The 17,031-nt window shown below is 43.2% G+C and carries 8 protein-coding genes; all 8 read right to left on the reverse strand.

Features of this window, described 5'->3' with window-relative positions:
* Window positions 1-61: 61 nt before the first annotated feature.
* Entirely contained in the window at window positions 62-3,217 is a 3,156-nt protein-coding gene (locus BSAG_RS01635; RefSeq protein ID WP_004316024.1) for a glycoside hydrolase family 2 TIM barrel-domain containing protein, read from the reverse strand.
* A 97-nt stretch (window positions 3,218-3,314) separates the two neighbouring features.
* Complete coding sequence (locus BSAG_RS01630) at window positions 3,315-4,580, reverse strand: alginate lyase family protein (RefSeq protein ID WP_008020344.1); 1,266 nt, start codon at window positions 4,578-4,580, stop codon at window positions 3,315-3,317.
* Window positions 4,581-4,630: 50 nt separating this feature from the next.
* Window positions 4,631-6,097 carry an Ig-like domain-containing protein gene (locus tag BSAG_RS01625; protein WP_004316026.1) on the reverse strand — a complete coding sequence of 489 codons (1,467 nt, stop codon included), beginning with the start codon at window positions 6,095-6,097 and terminating at the stop codon, window positions 4,631-4,633.
* 34 nt (window positions 6,098-6,131) lie between these two features.
* Window positions 6,132-7,853, reverse strand: a complete 1,722-nt coding sequence (locus tag BSAG_RS01620) for a RagB/SusD family nutrient uptake outer membrane protein (protein ID WP_008020342.1) — start codon at window positions 7,851-7,853, stop codon at window positions 6,132-6,134.
* A 27-nt stretch (window positions 7,854-7,880) separates the two neighbouring features.
* Complete coding sequence (locus BSAG_RS01615) at window positions 7,881-11,090, reverse strand: SusC/RagA family TonB-linked outer membrane protein (protein ID WP_008997760.1); 3,210 nt, start codon at window positions 11,088-11,090, stop codon at window positions 7,881-7,883.
* Window positions 11,091-11,134: 44 nt separating this feature from the next.
* Window positions 11,135-11,650 carry a sigma-70 family RNA polymerase sigma factor gene (locus BSAG_RS01610; protein WP_004316029.1) on the reverse strand — a complete coding sequence of 172 codons (516 nt, stop codon included), beginning with the start codon at window positions 11,648-11,650 and terminating at the stop codon, window positions 11,135-11,137.
* A 186-nt stretch (window positions 11,651-11,836) separates the two neighbouring features.
* The gene (locus tag BSAG_RS01605; RefSeq protein WP_004316030.1) at window positions 11,837-14,608 is read right to left on the reverse strand and encodes a two-component regulator propeller domain-containing protein; all 2,772 of its coding nucleotides are present in this window, start codon (window positions 14,606-14,608) and stop codon (window positions 11,837-11,839) included.
* A 101-nt stretch (window positions 14,609-14,709) separates the two neighbouring features.
* Window positions 14,710-16,989, reverse strand: a complete 2,280-nt coding sequence (locus tag BSAG_RS01600; RefSeq protein ID WP_004316031.1) for a heparinase II/III family protein — start codon at window positions 16,987-16,989, stop codon at window positions 14,710-14,712.
* Window positions 16,990-17,031 lie beyond the last annotated feature (42 nt).

Raw genomic sequence — 17,031 nt, forward strand, 5'->3', positions numbered from 1 at the left:
GGAGAATTTATTTACTCAATGCTATTGAAGATTTTATCTGCCACTGATTCAAATAATAGCCTTAATCTGAATTCTTTTTTACCAATTCAATCATATAGCTATAAGTATATTTCTTGTCAAGCAAGCGATATTCATTGTGCGGATACATTCCCCAACTATTATCGCCGCCTAATCCACGTTGCTTCAAGTCAACGTGCAGAAAGATATTCTTTTGCGGAACAATGTCGATAGTATGCTGCAATTTACGGGTCAGGCCGGGATCAAGGTCTTCCGGTGAGAAATGCAAAGCGGAAAATGCGATAGGTTGCAAGCCTGTAATTCTCACTCCTTGCCCTTCGCTATCCAATAAGGACAGCCAACGAACATCTGTTTTATTTCCTGTTTCCTGCGGACGTGTATACCAATAGAACTGATTTTCAACCTTATCCTCATATCGTCCGATGAAGGAACTCGAATAACGGTCGATATAGTTCTCAAAAGGCCCTCTACCGTAATAGACCAAGTTTTCATAAGGTTGATGCAATTCCATACGCATACCAAAACGGGGAAGTTCGGGAAGTTTCGTTCCTGTCAGGTCGATACTGCCTGTCACAACAATAGCACCATTATTACAGATCAAATATTCCATCATATAAGGAACCTGAATATCATTTAATATCCAATCAATCCTGATGGATAATCCTTTTTCATTCTGTTCGTCTATTGTCACTTTCTTCACATAACGGTTGACATGAGCTGTCCGCCAAACACCTGCCAAAGTGGGCATTTTATTTCCAAAATCATTATCAATCGGAGCACGCCAAAAGGCTGGTTCGGGATATTGCTTGATAGGTTGCTCGCCATTTATCATATAATCAAATAAGATTCCCTTTTTCAAATCAATCTTACCAGAAACGCCCCCCGATTGAAAAGACAAAATATTATCTTTTGTTTCATAAGATAGTTTTCCCGAACAAGGCGGAAGCGATGTGAAGAAACTACTTTTATTTAATTGCATCTGCTCTCTAGCTACTTCATAACCGGCAGGTACTAAATCGGTAGCAACCCGGGTGTGCGCATAGAGATTAAGGAAATACTCATTCCCGTCTTCCGGAATAACAGGAAGAGATAAACGTATCTCTTTCTCTTCGTGAGGTATTAAATCAACGTTGAAATCCCCTGTAGATATTTTTTCTCCGTTTTTGTATATTTCCCATATAAAAGCATACTCATCCAGATTGGTAAAGTCATAACGGTTTTTAATGGAAATAATTCCTTTCCCCAAGTCTTTTGCGCTAAACTGAATGTACTGATACACTTTCTTCACTTCATACGCTTGTGGTTTGGGAATACCATTGGCAGAAATCAAACCGTCAGTTCCCGTGTTTAGTTCCCCTTTTTTATCTTCCAGCCATTTATAGCTCCCCATCTTACCATTATACGTCCAATAAGTACGTCCGTCTCTTGGTTCGGTCTTTACCTTAAATCCCTGATCCATAAAATCCCAGATAAAACCGCCCTGCAAGTTAGGGCTGTCATAAATAATATCCCAAAGGTCTTTAAAATTGCCATTGCTGTTTCCTTGGGCGTGAGCATACTCACACATGATAAACGGTCGCTGTTTGCCGGACTTCCGATATTCTGTTATTTTCCACATATTGGGATACATCGGACAGACAACATCTGTATTCCAATCCTCCCAAGCCTGCTCGAACTGTACAAAACGACCGGGATCATATTTCTTCAAGCGCTTATACTCATCGTGGAACACGATTCCATTACCACATTCGTTTCCTAATGACCATCCGATGATACATGGATGATTTTTATCCCTTTCCACCATTCGGGTGATACGGTCGACGTGGGCTGCATACCATTCGGGACGATAAGCAGGATGCGGGATGGTATCTTTGAAATAAGGAACCGAACCCATTCCATGAGTTTCAATATTGGCTTCATCCACTACATAGATACCATATTGGTCACACAATTGATAGAATAACGGATGATTTGGATAATGACTGGTACGAACAGCGTTCATGTTCAGTTGTTTAATCAGTCGCAAATCATTCATTATGATTTCGCGGGTCTGCACATGTCCCAACGTATCATTGTGTTCGTGACGGTTGACACCTTTTATATAGGTGGGTACACCATTTACCAGTAGCCGCGCATTCTTAATCTCAATGCGGCGGAATCCGACTTTATGAGCCACTACCGTCTGTTGCTTGTCGCCATCGGATCGAAGTGTCAGGATACAGTCGTAGAGCGAAGGGTGTTCGGCGCTCCATTTCCGCACATTGCGCACAGTGCCTTCGAAAGTAAGTGTAGTACTTATGTCTGAGATACAATATACTTTCTGCGCAGATAGGACAGTCTTCCCCCCTGCGTCCTTCAAATCAAGTGTAAGTGTCCCCTTTTGCAGGGTTGCATTGGTATTGAAAGAACGCAAGTCTACAGTAGCCCGGAATTGCCCGTGTCGGTAGGTATCGTCCAGTCCTGCATGCAGAAAGAAATCCCAAATGGTCGTTTGGGGATAAGCGGTCAGAAAAACATCGCGTTCGATACCGCTTAGACGCCAAAAATCCTGGTCTTCCATATAGCTGCCATCGTGCCAGCGATACACCTGTACAGCAAGCAAGTTCTCTCCTTTTTTCAAATAGTTTGTCACATTAAATTCTGCCGGAGTCTTGGATGCTTTAGTCATCCCCACCTGCTGCCCGTTCACATAGATACGGGCGTAGCCGCTGATGGAACCGAAGTGCAACAACACTTCACGCCCCTGCCAGTTTTGAGGAACCGTAAATGTGCGTCGGTAAGTCCCCACAGGATTATCAACGTCGATATAAGGTGGATTGGGTGAAAACACATACTGAATGTTGCGGATTATCGGCTCACCGAATCCTTGGATTTCCCAGTTGGAAGGGACAATAATTGTATCCCAATCATTGTCGGATAAATCTGTACGATAAAAATCTTTTATGCTTTCTGCGATAGAGGGAGCATAAACAAATTTCCACGTACCATTCAACGAGTATTGCCAAGGCGATTTTTGGGGATTATCGTTCACTGCATCATCTGCGCGCTCGTAGAGGCGAAAGTCAGCGTGTGGTTTCTCTTTGTTCCACTCATATTGGGTGGGATTTTCCCACTCGTTGTTTTGCGCCTTTGCCGTTGGGGACAAACCACAAAAAAGACAGGAAAGGAATAATAAGGTAGAAAATAATCTATTTATCATAAGATAAAGGGTTGTAAGGGTTTCCATTGAGTAACGTCAAGGAGTTAAGAAGCCTAACCTCTTAACTCCTTGAAATCAGTAGGAAAATCTCAAAAAGTTATTCTTCAGTATACAATAATGTTCCAAACCCCAAATCACCGGCTTCGGCAGTACCACGCTCGCCATATCCTTCGGGGCGTTCTTTTTCGGCAAAAGCTTGCGAATATGGAGCATTCATACCTTTCACCTTGGCATAATGGTTGTAAAGGAGTTCCCATCCCGGACGGGCACGCCCCTTACCGTCAGCCGACACCTTCTCATGCCAACCGTATTTGGGGTGATAGTAAGGTTCGAAAGGCATTTCCACATCTTCGGCCGAAGTTAAGTTATACTTAGCCGTATATTCGCAGAGGTCAAGAATGATGTTGTCGTTGTAGGCAAAAAGGTCGATGCCCATGTTATAGGCTGTACGGCAGAAGTAAGCGTGCAAGCCTACGTTGAGAGTAGCGTGCCCCTGGTCGCGTCCCATCTCCTGGCTCTGTGCCAAATGTCTGCCTTTCACTTTTCCCGCAGGATCCTCGTGCATACCTTTCACCGACCATTCGATACAGCCCATACCTTTTCCGTGATAGAAAAACTCCAAGGCTTGTTTAATCTTGGCATCGTCATCGTTCAGCACGCCGATAGAAAGAATGGTGAGCATGGCGGGCAAATCCCAACTCATCCAGCCCGAAATGGCTGAAGAATTAAAGTGGTTATCCAAGAAATCATCACAGATGGGATAGAACGTTTTATCCATCCATTTCTTGAAGACTTCAAAATCTTCGGTTTTCCAGCCTTCGTAATCCCGCATCAATTCAGCTGGAGCAGCAAACTGGTATCCGATAAATCCGGCGGCAAGCAGACGATGGCTGTCGTCGGGCCATGTTTTATAATTCACCCCCTTACAAGTCTTAGCCCATCCGTTCAGAATTTTAACAGCTGCCTTAGCATAATCTTCATCTCCCGAAATTTTCCAGCGTACAGCCAACTGATAAGCGGCACCGGCATCGAAAGCGGCCGTATTGAAGTTGCCTCCTTGCGAGTGGCGTACAATTTCTTCTTGCGGGTTTGCGTTGTAGCCCAGTTGGGCAAATCGGCTTTCGCACAATTTTTCCCAACCGCTTATCCAAGGTTCGGCACGTTCGTTCACTTTGCGGCGTGCGCGTTCAAAGTCAGCTTCGGTATTCACCAGGCAAGGATGCTTGATGGTGTACTCATAATTTTCATTGGGGTTGATTTCGCGTTGCCATGGTTCGGGAGTTCCGTTCTCGAACTCAGCACTACAGCTGGTCAGCAACACAAGCGTTACGCTGCCCACGAAGGTATAAATCAGATTTTTCATACATTCAATTTTCATTTTGTTATTCAATCAGTTTCCAGAGAAAGTAGATGCTATTGTTTACCACTTTCGTTCTTTATCAAATCTTTCAGTTCTTGTTCCGATTCGAAAGTCTTTATCCAATCCACATAGATGCTGCCTGTTTCATTGGCTTCATACCAGATTTTCCAAAATTGAAGTTCCACCGTGTCGTACTTCGTCAATGAGGTAGGCATATACTGTTGATTTTTGCCAAGGAATTTCTTCGTGAAGTCGGCGTAGAATACTTTGTATTCACCGCAATCTACCACAGTCATGGCATTTTTTCCTTTATCGGTATCTTCGCCATATTTACCGGCTACGGTAATGCCGCTTCCGCCCCAAATGTCTAGATACCACTCTATACTTGTCGATGCTTCGAACACATTTTCGGGGAATTTCATTTTAAAGGCCAAGATGGGATAGTTGGTTACGTTGAACCCAAAACCGCCGTTGCGACAAATGCGGACAGCTTTGTAAGTCTTATCTTCACCGGGGAAAATACGAAGTACTCCGTCATTCTCCATCCATTCAAATTCCCGGTGGGTAAAGTTTCCGAATGGCTGCCAGATGTTCTCGACAGTAAACTGGTCGTTCATTAAACCTTCGCTCACGTTGACACTCATCGTAGCTTTGACAGGTTTACCGTCACCATAGTCGGCCAAAGCGGTAATCACTGCATTGCCATAAGCCTTCGCCACGAACCGGCCTTTTTCATCAATCTCTACAACATCCGGCTTACTGCTTTCCCATACGATGTACGAAAGCGTAGCATCTATCGGCGTTACATTCATCTGCGGAGTGTAGGTTTCGCCCAAAGCTAGTTTGTCTGCTTCTTTCACAAATTCCATACTTTCGATATAGATAATGGGCTTCACCTTAATTTCAAACTCTTTCGTGAAATGTTTGTCGTCGGTAGCGGTAACTTGGATGCGTGCCTTTCCTTCGGCTATGCCCTTCACCTCGCCTTTTTCATTGACAGTGGCTTTATCGGGAGTAAGGCTTTTCCAAATCAACCCGGGGTAAGTGGGGTCAGCCGGGGAAGTCTGCCAAGTGAGGGGCAAAGTCGAGGTTACAAACACTTCGAGGTCTTCGTTAGTGAGATTGATATCAGTGATGTGAATAATTTCGTTTACTACCTTCACATTAATGGTCGAAGTGGCAGAATAGCCCACAGCCGGCTTGGCCGAAATTACCGTGCTACCTGCCTTCACTGCCGTGATGCGTCCTTCGGCATCTACGGTAGCCACATCGGGCACAGTCGATTTCCATACCACCTCTTTATTGAAAGCCTCATCAGGGCCTACGGTATATTTTATCAAAGTGTCAGTGCCTATCAGCAGAGGCAGTTCGGGGGTCACTTCAAGGTTGATTTCCTTAACGAGCACTCTCTCTTCTAAAACAGGGGATACATCGTCATCGTTGCACGAAACGGTCATCATTAAGCCAGCCGTCATCAGTGCTGCAAACGCACCCTTTTGAAGTATATTTTTGTATGTCATAATTCGATTACTTTATAAATGAACAATGAATGGATTATTGGTTCCAACCCGGATTTTGTTTCAAGTTGGAGTTCAGTTTGAGCTGGTCGGTGGGCAGTGGCAATAAGTAATGCTTTTCGTGCCAGTTGCGTCCTTTCTCGTGGATAATGCAACCTTCGCCATCTTTGTCCTTAAAGGAAGCATCAGGCCATCTGTTTTCAAAATCGGTACCTTTCCACTTCACACCGGTGAGGTTCATCGGCATTTCATCTTCGGCCGTTTTCCAACGCTTCAGATCATCAATGCGGAAGTTCTCATCGAAAAATTCGATGGTACGTTCACGACGAATCTCTGTGCGCATATCCAAATTATTTGCCGTAACAAAGTCGTTAGTCAAGTCAGGCATTTCGGGGTTGATGCGTTTGCGTGTCAAGTTCAAACTGATAGCTAAGTCTTCATCCGATATTTGTCCATCGCGTTCAAACACGGCTTCGGCATAGTTCAGCAGTACCTCGGCATAGCGGATGATGGGGAAGTCATAGGCTTCCATACCGGTAGGCACTCCGTCGCGTTCGCTACACCACTTGTGGGGAAAGTAGCCTGTACCCGTTTGAGGCATGAAGTTCCTATGCGAGGCATTGGCTATTTCGGCAGCATTGCCGCTCCAATCGATGCGTCCGCCGTTTGTACCCCAGTAAGTTTGTCCGGGCACCATAAGTTGATTGTTCATGCGGTTGTCGCGATTTTTATATTCATCATCCACTTTCGTGTAATTCCACGTTTGGGGATTGATGGGCAACCCATTGCTTTGCAGATACATATTAGCCATTTTTCGAGTAACGTACAAGGCATTGCCCAAACGCCCTTGTGTGATGTTGAAGCCGATAGAATTGATTACAGGGTCGTGGCGGCGGGTAAAGATATATTCTTTATTACCTGTTTTATTGATACTGGCAGGATTCGACTTTTCATTCTCCAAGATAAAGAGATATTTGTAGGCTTCCGTACCCAATTCTTGAGGAGCAAAAAGCTCGAATGCTCCGCCCGCCATTACATCATGAGCCGCCTGTGCTGCGGTATTGAGCAAATTTTTTGTACGTTCGGTATTTTGACCACCATTATGGAATTTCTCCCATGTACCTTCATAGAGGGCTACACGTGAAAGAAATGCCAAAGCAGCTTCGCTGGAGAGGCGACCTTCGTCGCTGCTGCTGATAGCCTTATCGACGGGTAATAGTTTAGCGGCTTCTTTCAAGTCGTCAATGATGAAGTCAGCTACCTCGGTACGCGGATTGCGAGCCTTCTGCATCTCAGGCGAGTCGATGTCGAGCGGCGTGCGGGTAATGATAAGGTCACCGTAGGCCTGCAACAACTCAAAGTAACAATAAGCACGGAAGAAACGGGCTTCCCCCACCGAAATGGCGATGTCGGCTTGTTGTTCATACGCATCGGCTTGTTGCAATAAAGTATTGGTTTGACGAATACGATTGTAATTGTCGGTATAATGCTTGTCAGATGACGGAATACTGTTTGTTCCGTTGCTATAGATGTTCACCGTGCTACCGGCAAACAAGTCCGAGCGAATATCAGCGTGCTGACTGTCGTCGAGCCATCGAAAGTCGGCCGACCAGCCGTAGAACTGGGTGGCAAAAAGTTTGAAGTGTTCGGGCGACTTCCAATAGTTGGTATCCGCCAATTGTGTCTTGGGCTCAAGGTCTAAACACGACTGCATGGTCATGGCGCAAATGATTCCTAAAATATATGCTATTTTTTTCATTGTTATCTTCAATATTAAGAATAAAAATTAGAATGTGGCATTCACACCGAAAGTCACGGTGCGGTTAAACGGATAGCGTTGCTTGTTTTCCACTTTGCGGGTGGCTTCGGGATCCCAACCATCGGTGATATATGATTTTTCCCACAAGTCGGCGCCCGATACATAAATACGCAGGTTGCTGATGAAACCGCTCTTATTCATCCATGCCTTTGGCAATGTATAACCTAGTACAATCTCTTTGAGACGCAGGTATGCTCCATTATCGGCCGACCAGGTAGAGGGAATGTAGTTATAGTTATTGATGTCATTACTGTTTGAATAAGTAGGAAAATGGTTGTTAGGAGTTTCAGGACTCCATACATTACCTACCGACTGGTTGGTAGTGTTCAGCCAAATAGCTTTGAAAGGCACTTTCCAAGAGTCAATTTCACGATAGATGGTACGCTTGCCCACACCTTGGAACACGGTATTGAAATCGAATCCTTTCCACTCGCATCCGAAATTAAACGAGAACGAATATTTGGGGTCGTCGGAACCAAGAAATACAAGGTCGTCTTGTGTCAGTTTACCATCTTTGTTCACATCTTCATACATGTGGTCGCCCAAACGCAAGTTGGCAGGTAGGGCAATAGAGTTGCTGCCCACATATTTGTCCACGTAATAGTCCAGTTGGTCTTGGTTTTGTACTTTGCCCACGTAGCGGTAGCCAAATACCGAGTTGAGTGGATAACCATTCACGGCTTCGTTATAACCTGCGCTCACCACGATGTTACCTCCATCAACGAGTTTGTTGGTCATATAAGTTAACGTACCGCCAACATGGTAGTTGAAACTGCCTATCTTGTCACGCCAAGTCAAGCTGGCATCGTAACCATTGGCTTCAAACTTACCGCTATTGGTGCTGGGAGCAGTTCCACCCAATACACCGGGGTGCAGACGCGAAACCAGCATATTGTCGTTTTTCTTTTTAAAGACCTCGAACGTACCCGTAAGGCGATTGTTGAGGAATCCAAAGTCAATCCCCAAGTTATAGTTGTAGATACGTTCCCAAGTACGCACGGTGCTCACCAGTCCGGCAGATTCCACATAGGTTCCTTTCGAGTTGCCCAACAAAGCGCCGCTGTTCGATTTGTAGTTGTAAAGTTGGATGCCGTCATAGCGTCCGATACCATTTTGGTTACCTACCTCACCATATGAGGCACGTAATTTCAGTTCATTCACATAGTCACGCAAGTTCTCCATGAATTTTTCTTCAGTAATACGCCATCCGGCTGATGCGCCCCAGAAGAAGTTCCAGCGATTCTTGGGCAAGAATTTCGAAGAGCCGTCGTAGCGAGCATTCACTTCGACCATATATCTCGACTTGTAGTTATAATTCAAGCGACCGAAATAAGAAAGAATGGCTTCCTCCCAACGGTCTACTTTGTCTATGTAGATTTGTCCTTTACCGTTAAGCGATTCGATTGCCGCTTCCACGTCCATTGCTTTGGTGCCGCTATAATCGTAAGCGGCATAGTCGTATTGCACACCTCCCATAAGCGATATGTCATGAACCTCATCAAATAATTTCTTATAAGTGAGGAAAGCTGATGCCGTGTAATTGTCGGTACGCGCAGAACTTTTAGTATACGATGATTTTTCTTTTGCGGGATAGGGAGAGTTCTCATTCAGAATCGGAGTGCCGTCGTATTGATACCAATCAATCGAAAGATATTGTTCGTCACGGGCCGCATTGTTCGTTGAGTATCCCAAAGTTCCCTGAAAATCAAGACCATCCAAAATGTTCACTTTCAAAATTTCGTTCACATTCATAGTGGTCACCACAAGTTTGTTGTCACCACCCAATTCGGCCGACCAGTTGGGAGTATGAATGCCTCCCCACGCATACGGTTTGCCATCAATGGTCGAAACCGGTAGCCCTGGCTGCGGTATGCTACTGCCTAATATACTACCAATCTGTGTAGGAGCCACTTGATGCTGACGACTAGCTGACATATTGGTTTCCAAGCTGATACGGTTGTTTATCTTGAAACTGTTGAATAAACGTACGTTATAGCGTTCGTTCGAGTTGTTCCCCCATTGCAGTGTCCCTTGGTCGTTCAAATACCCCAACGAAAGTCGGTAGGTCGATTTTTCCGAACCTCCGCTTACGCTGAGGTTATGCTGGGTAGAAGTGGCATTTCCCCACAGCACATCAGTCCAGTTCATATCGTGAAACACAAAGTCGGCCACGCCACGGAATCCTCCCGGAATAGGATCTTCATCGGGGTTGTTTCCACCATGCAGATTAATCCAACTCCCCTTCATCGCTTTGGCCAAACGGGCATAGCGCACCCAGTTGTCGTCTTCGCCATAGCCGTCATTCAAACGGGCTTGGAGCACACCGTCCGTCCATTCGTCCATGCTCATCATGCGGGGTTGCAAACCCACAATTTTACGTGTAACCGAACCGCTATATTCCACTCTGGTTTTGCCGGCATCGGGACGTTTGGTAGTTACCAAAATCACACCACCCGCTGCTTTTGCGCCATAAATAGCAGCCGAAGCATCTTTCAGGAAGTTAATGGTTTCGATGTCGTCGGCATTGAGTTGAGCCATCTCGCTGACACCACTGGCTGGTACACCGTCAATAATCAAAAGAGGTTCTACCTTGTTCTTTGAGACAGAGCCACGGATTGAGACACCCCATCCTTCTTCGCCGGGAGCAGCCGACGAGCGGGTGATGCGTAAGCCCGGAACCTGACCTTGCATAGCCGAGAGCGGATTGGCCACTGTACCTTTGTCCTTAAAAAGTTTTTGGTCGACCACTGTTACCGAGCCTGTCAACGATTCTTTTTTCTGAGTACCATAACCTACCACAACAACTTCATCCAGCACCTCTGTATCTTCGTGCATGATAATTTTAGCCAGATTCGTCCCTTTTACAGAAACTTCCAACGTCTTATAACCAATAAAAGAAATCACTAACGTACCACCTGATACATTATTCAAAGTAAAGTTTCCATTCATATCCGTTATCGTACCATTGGTAGTGCCTTTCACTTTGACATTGGCACCAATAACAGGTTCGCCATAGGAATCCACGATTTTACCTTTGATTGCCCCAGTCTGCGAAACAGCCTGCACTTCTCCCACATTGGCAAATACCACCTGCGGAGCACCTGTTACAAGGGCAGAGGCCATCACCGTAGAGAATAGAAATCTTCTCGATGAGAATCTGAAGAGATTTTTTTTCATATACATAAAATTTAAAACTAACATTTATACTATTTATTCTAATATTAGATACACTGTTGGATATACTCACGGATTTCTTTCCGACTGATAAATAAGTGGTTTTCCACCGTACGGGAAGAAATTCCCAATTGGGCGGCAATATCAGCCGAGGATTTATTTTCGAAACGACTCATGATATAAATCTTCCGACGTTGTTCAGGAAGCTGATTGGCTCTCTCCCATTCGCATGTCAATAGATTATTGGCAATAATCTGGCTCTCCACTTCATTGGTACAAGTAGGAATCCGGTCGAAAAGATAGGAAGTTACTTCTTGAGCTTTGTAAAAACGACGCAAATAGTCCGTTACCAGATTCCGGCAAATCGCGAATATAAAATGTTTCACTGTTTCCGGACACAATATCTGCTTATAGTCCATCAAACGCAAAAAGACATCTTGTGACAGGTCTTTTGCTTCTTCGTCCTTACCTATTTTATAATAGATATAAAGATAAACGGAATGATGATAACTCTTATAAGAGTCAGCAACCAGTTGAGTGGATTTCATGTTTATATTTTCCATTGCTTAGATTTTTGTTTATCATTACGCTGGCAAATATAAATGGTAAATACGGAAAAGAAACAATAAAAAAGGGCGGATAGATTTCATCCTATTGGAAGGGAAACAGAAGTCATAATATCTACTGATAATCAACTAATTAAACAATAGCAAGCTAGAGTCTCAAATTATTATATGAGACTCCGGCAATCAATCTTCATTAGTTCGTCCTATACTTTGGACGTATTCGTTCGGGGTTATTCCGGTCGTCTTTTTAAAATAACGGAAAAAGGAAGTACGAGAACTAAAACCACACAGTTCAGCTAAAGCACTTAAGGTATATTTTGAATATTCATCCTCATTAAGCAATCGTTTAAACTCAGCTATGCGGTAATCATTCAGATAATCATAATAATTCTTGTTCAAGAACTGATTAAACACGTAGGACAATGTATATGGAGAGACGTTCAGCACTGACGCCAAATCCGCAATCTTTAAATCAGGGTTAACATACAGTCTTTTTTCCTGCATCAGCATGTCCAGTTCGTTTGCCAGCCGATGACATTCTTCCATACTCACATTGCTCTTTCTGTATTTTTCTTCAACTACCGGTTTCCCGGTTTCTATGGCGTCCACCGCAAGAGCCGGAGAGTTCTTTTTTCTCCGGTAATAAGCATAGCTTAAGCATATTATTGCAATCAATAATAGAATTGTTCCCCATAAGGTCGCGTTAAAAGAGGAAGCAATAGTCACTGATAAACAGATTTCCGAACCGGGCTCACCAATCCGACGGATTTTGAATTGATATTTCCCGGAAGACAAGTCATAATAGGTCAGTTCGGATTTACCACCCAACAACTGCCAATCATCATCCATCCCTTCCATTTTATATTCATAAGACATATATGCAGGATCGGAATAGGTAAATCCGGAGAAACAGATAGTCAGATTCTTGTGCGACGATTCCAAAGAGACTTTATAGAGATGCTGTTCTCTCTGTATAGCAGGATGATAAGGTTCTTTACCATTCACATATACATCTGTAATAGCCAGGGGATAACTGTTTTCTTCATTTATATCACGTAAATCCCTGGTCAAATAAATCAATCCTTTGGAATTGCCAAACCAGATTGTTCCCGAAGCATCTATAACAGGGCAACAGGTAATAAAAACAGAACTCGGTAATCCATCCACAAAAGTATAAGGAACAATTGTACTTTTTTTATCATAACGGTACAGGCCCAGATTCGTACCAATCCACAGCCACCCTTCACGGTCTTCGATCATAAACATGGCATCTTTCCCTTCCAAAAGAATGCCCGGCTGGAATCTTCGGAAATGAGTCATTGACAAATCGGAAATAAAAATAGGGCCTTTATCCGGAAGGAAATAGAGCTCGTGGGAAGAATCTTCATATACTGTCCTGATTTTCTCTTTATGTATAAAGCCTTCGGGGAATATATCTGATTTGATACTACGAGTGGAAGGATCCCAAATACATAAACCGGTAGCCGTACAAATCCAGCCCTTTCCTGTAGAATCAAAGCATATATCAAGCACATTCCCTTCCGGAAGTTTGGAGTTCGAACTGGTATAGTGATTGAGTTGTTCGCCATCTTTATACTGATACAAGCCCATTGAAGTGGCAATCCACAGACAACCGTCATTGTCCGACTTGATGCAGAAAACATGCCCTTTCACAAAAGGAGTCTCCGAAGGTTCAAAATCATGGATAGTTAATGTAGAAGAATCCAGTATATACATGCCACCACCATACGTACCGATATAATACTTTCCTTGAAACGGGTAAATGCACATTATCATATTAGAGCGTAATTGGGGTGACTTGAAACTCCTAAAACGCCGTTTCGTCTCATCAACATAGAAGAGGCCATTGCGGGAACCTATCAATCTTTCATTCTCATTGATAGCTATAGCCCGTACCGGTATGTCTTTTGAATCAAAATAAGGAGAATAAGAATAGGTAGAGAAAAGCCCGCTCTGATACAGTGTATAATCAAGTCCCAACTGATAGAATCCAACCCATATCAATCCTTCCCTGTCCACCAGCAATGAATAGACAGAGTTAGAGCGGATTCCGCCATTAGTACCGGGTTCATAGCGGAAAGATTTCATAACCTTATTTTCCTTGACAGATACAAAATGTACTCCATTTCCGTCTGTTCCAACATAAAGTATATCTTTTCCGTCACCCGACAAAGAAGAAATTACATTGCATCCCAAATCAATCCAATTATCCCTGAACTTCCCTGTCGGTATATCGTAAACAACCACTCCATGTTCCATTATCCCTAAATAGAGCCTGGAACCAATTCGTGCCATTTTTCGATAAGTATAATCCTGTCTATCATTGTCACCGCATGGACATAAAGTTATTTTTCGGGTAGACAGATTCATTGAATATAGTTTGGAGCGGGTCAGAATCCATAATGTATCTTTTTCTCCCATATTCAAATCGACTATGAAATTATCCGATGACCACATATCCGCATTGATAGTAATCTGCTCCAATTCATTATTTTTGCAGACAAACAATCCTTTTTCGCTGCCAATATATAAGGTTCCCTGCGCATCGGTCAATAAAGAACGAACTCCGAATTTTATCACTTCAGCAACAAACGGTTCTAATTTACCGGATTCTTTATTTATCCGCCAAAGGCCCATATCGTTTCCCACCAAAATCTGATTGCCTTGCGTTTCCGCAATCACATTCACCCATTTCAGTTTTTCATCATCTCCGAATATCGGATAATGCTTGAAACGAAAACCATCAAAACATTCAACAGACGTAGCTGTTCCAATCCAAAGATAACCTACGGAGTCTTTATACAAGGCACTGACCGTTAAATCAGATAATCCATTTGTTTCTGACAGACCACGAAAAGAATAAGAAATCGGATAGGCAGACAGAGAAAGAGAAATAAATATAAGGCTTGTTATATGTCGTATCAGATTATTCATAGGATTCATATTTGATGAAACAATGCAAACCTACATAAAATATCCCGAATTTTATGTAGGTTTATACAAAAACAAAACACACTCCTCAATAAAAATGAGTGTTAATCTACCAGCTTTATACTCAATTGGGATTGTTTATACACAACTGGAATTCTCTTATTATTAACCTCTACTCTTATTGGCTTCTTCTTACTCCTGAAACTAGCATGGATCTTCGGTTGCCCGTCTATCCAAAGATTGAGTTTCTTATCTTCTTCCTTTTGAATGACAAACAACTTGGCCAAAGAAGAAAAATAAGTCTCCTTATCACGTCTCAATGCACTGCCATGACAGATAAAGAAATCTTTTGCATCAGCAGCTTCAGTACCTTCGGGATAAGAGACAGCAAACATATAAGCATCTGTCATCCAGCCGTCCGGCATAATCCATGAGTTGCTGTGCATTAGCCTGCCGTCCGCTAATTGATTAATATAAAGATCGGTCACTTTCCCTTTATGACGGATACGAAGCCCAATCCAATCTTGTCCTTCCCGCCGTTCCATTTGTGGCAAGTCTTTCTCATTAGGAGTCTCCTTTAATATAATAGCTGTCAGCCCTTTTACACGATTGACTTCTGCCGGCAAATGAAATGAATAATAGGTTTCAGTGCCTTTCAAATCTTCAGTGGGAGCTTCTATTTCTTCCCAATACAAATCTTCCGGGTAGTCATGCACAAAATCGGATTTAGCCAGCAAACGAGGATATAACGGACGAATCACAACCGATGAGTTACCATTCGTCACATTCACGTCAACTCCCGACTTTTTATATGTCCCGTTCGTATGCCATAACCATTCAAATTGCCCTATTTTATGTGTTTTCAAATCATCAATCATATAAATAACATTATCCATCCAAAGGAAATGACGGAAATTACGACTGAAATTATTAGATACAGGACCTGTTCCATTAGCCAGAACATACTTCACATTTCCCGCATCCAGAAGATGATATAAATATCCTCTCAAAGTAGAACCGCTGTACTGCTGCTCACGAGGTTGTCCCTCTCCATTAAACAATACTACATTATGCGCCTGACTTTGAAAGAAATAATTCCGATAAGCAGGATTAGGATACCAGCAGTTTCCCCCGTCTTTAATAATATCCACCCCTTTATGAAAGACAATAAATGAATTGGCATCTGCGTGAGAATGATTCCATGTATGACCGCTTTTTACAGCCAGCATCGTAGCATCCTTTTCCCACGAATCACGCATCGTAGCCCAACCAAAATCGGCAAATAATTGAGAAGTCGGCAGTTGAGGGACAGCGGGCGCCTTACTCAAATCAGGAGTGTAAAAGAAGCCCATGGGACGATTCAGGAAAAAGCCATCACGATGTTGTCCTTGTTCCACCTGGGCTATATACCACAAAATAGTTGGATCTTTCACCCCCAATGCATACAATAACATCATGCTGGATTCTGCCGATACATTTTTATGGCTATCTCCAAAATTCAAACTATGCAGCATACCTGTACGCGGATAGCAGACTTGTGAGAAGTAACTCGGCAATTTTGCCAATTGAGGAATATCACCCGGATTCTGTCCGGGATGAGTATTTATCCAAGCGATCCTAAACAACAAAGCTTCCTGAATACCAAAGTTGGCGTAATTCAGACTTTCATACATTCCACCAGCCTCATCAAAACTCTTTGCTTTCTGTTGCAATACATCACCGGCAAAATCAAACCATTCAGGAAGTGATTCGTGAAGTTGCTCCACCCATTCTTTTACTTCGGGAAGTTCATTTTGAAGACTCAAAGCCAATATTCCACCCTGACAAACACAGGAGGTCCACCAGTTATGTCCCATCGAATTCAATGAGTGAATACGGGTCGGCTCCAACAACCAGTCTCCCAATGCCGGTTCCACGGCTAACCGTTTCAATCCTTCGGCTATCTTTTTTCTTTCTGAAGAAGACATGACATTGTATGCAGCATCATACCCCACTGCGGAAAGAAAACTCTTATGAGCCATACCCAGTTGTGAACGCCATGCAGGAATACGTGCCATCATTTCCACATCTCCCCATGATTCGGCTTCCACAGCTTTCAGGAGGATTTCTTTGATTGCGTCTGCATACTCCTTATTATCAGTCATCAAATAAGCTAACGACAAATAGTCTAATCGATTAAAATCTTTCTTTTGCAAAGCTTCATCGGCTGTTTTCTTAATATCTCCCCATGCTTCCTGCAATTTAGGTTCATGCTGCATACGCTGTTTCACTTGCTGTATGCGTTGTGGAGTATACAGTAATGAAGGATGATTTATTTTTTGTGCTTGTATATATAATGAAGAAACACAAAAAAAACAGATAACAGCAATAATAGTTTGTTTCATGGTACTTAGTCTATTCTATATATAATCAGTTACAATATTATT

It is taken from the genome of Bacteroides sp. D1 (assembly GCF_000157095.2).
GTDB lineage: Bacteria > Bacteroidota > Bacteroidia > Bacteroidales > Bacteroidaceae > Bacteroides > Bacteroides xylanisolvens.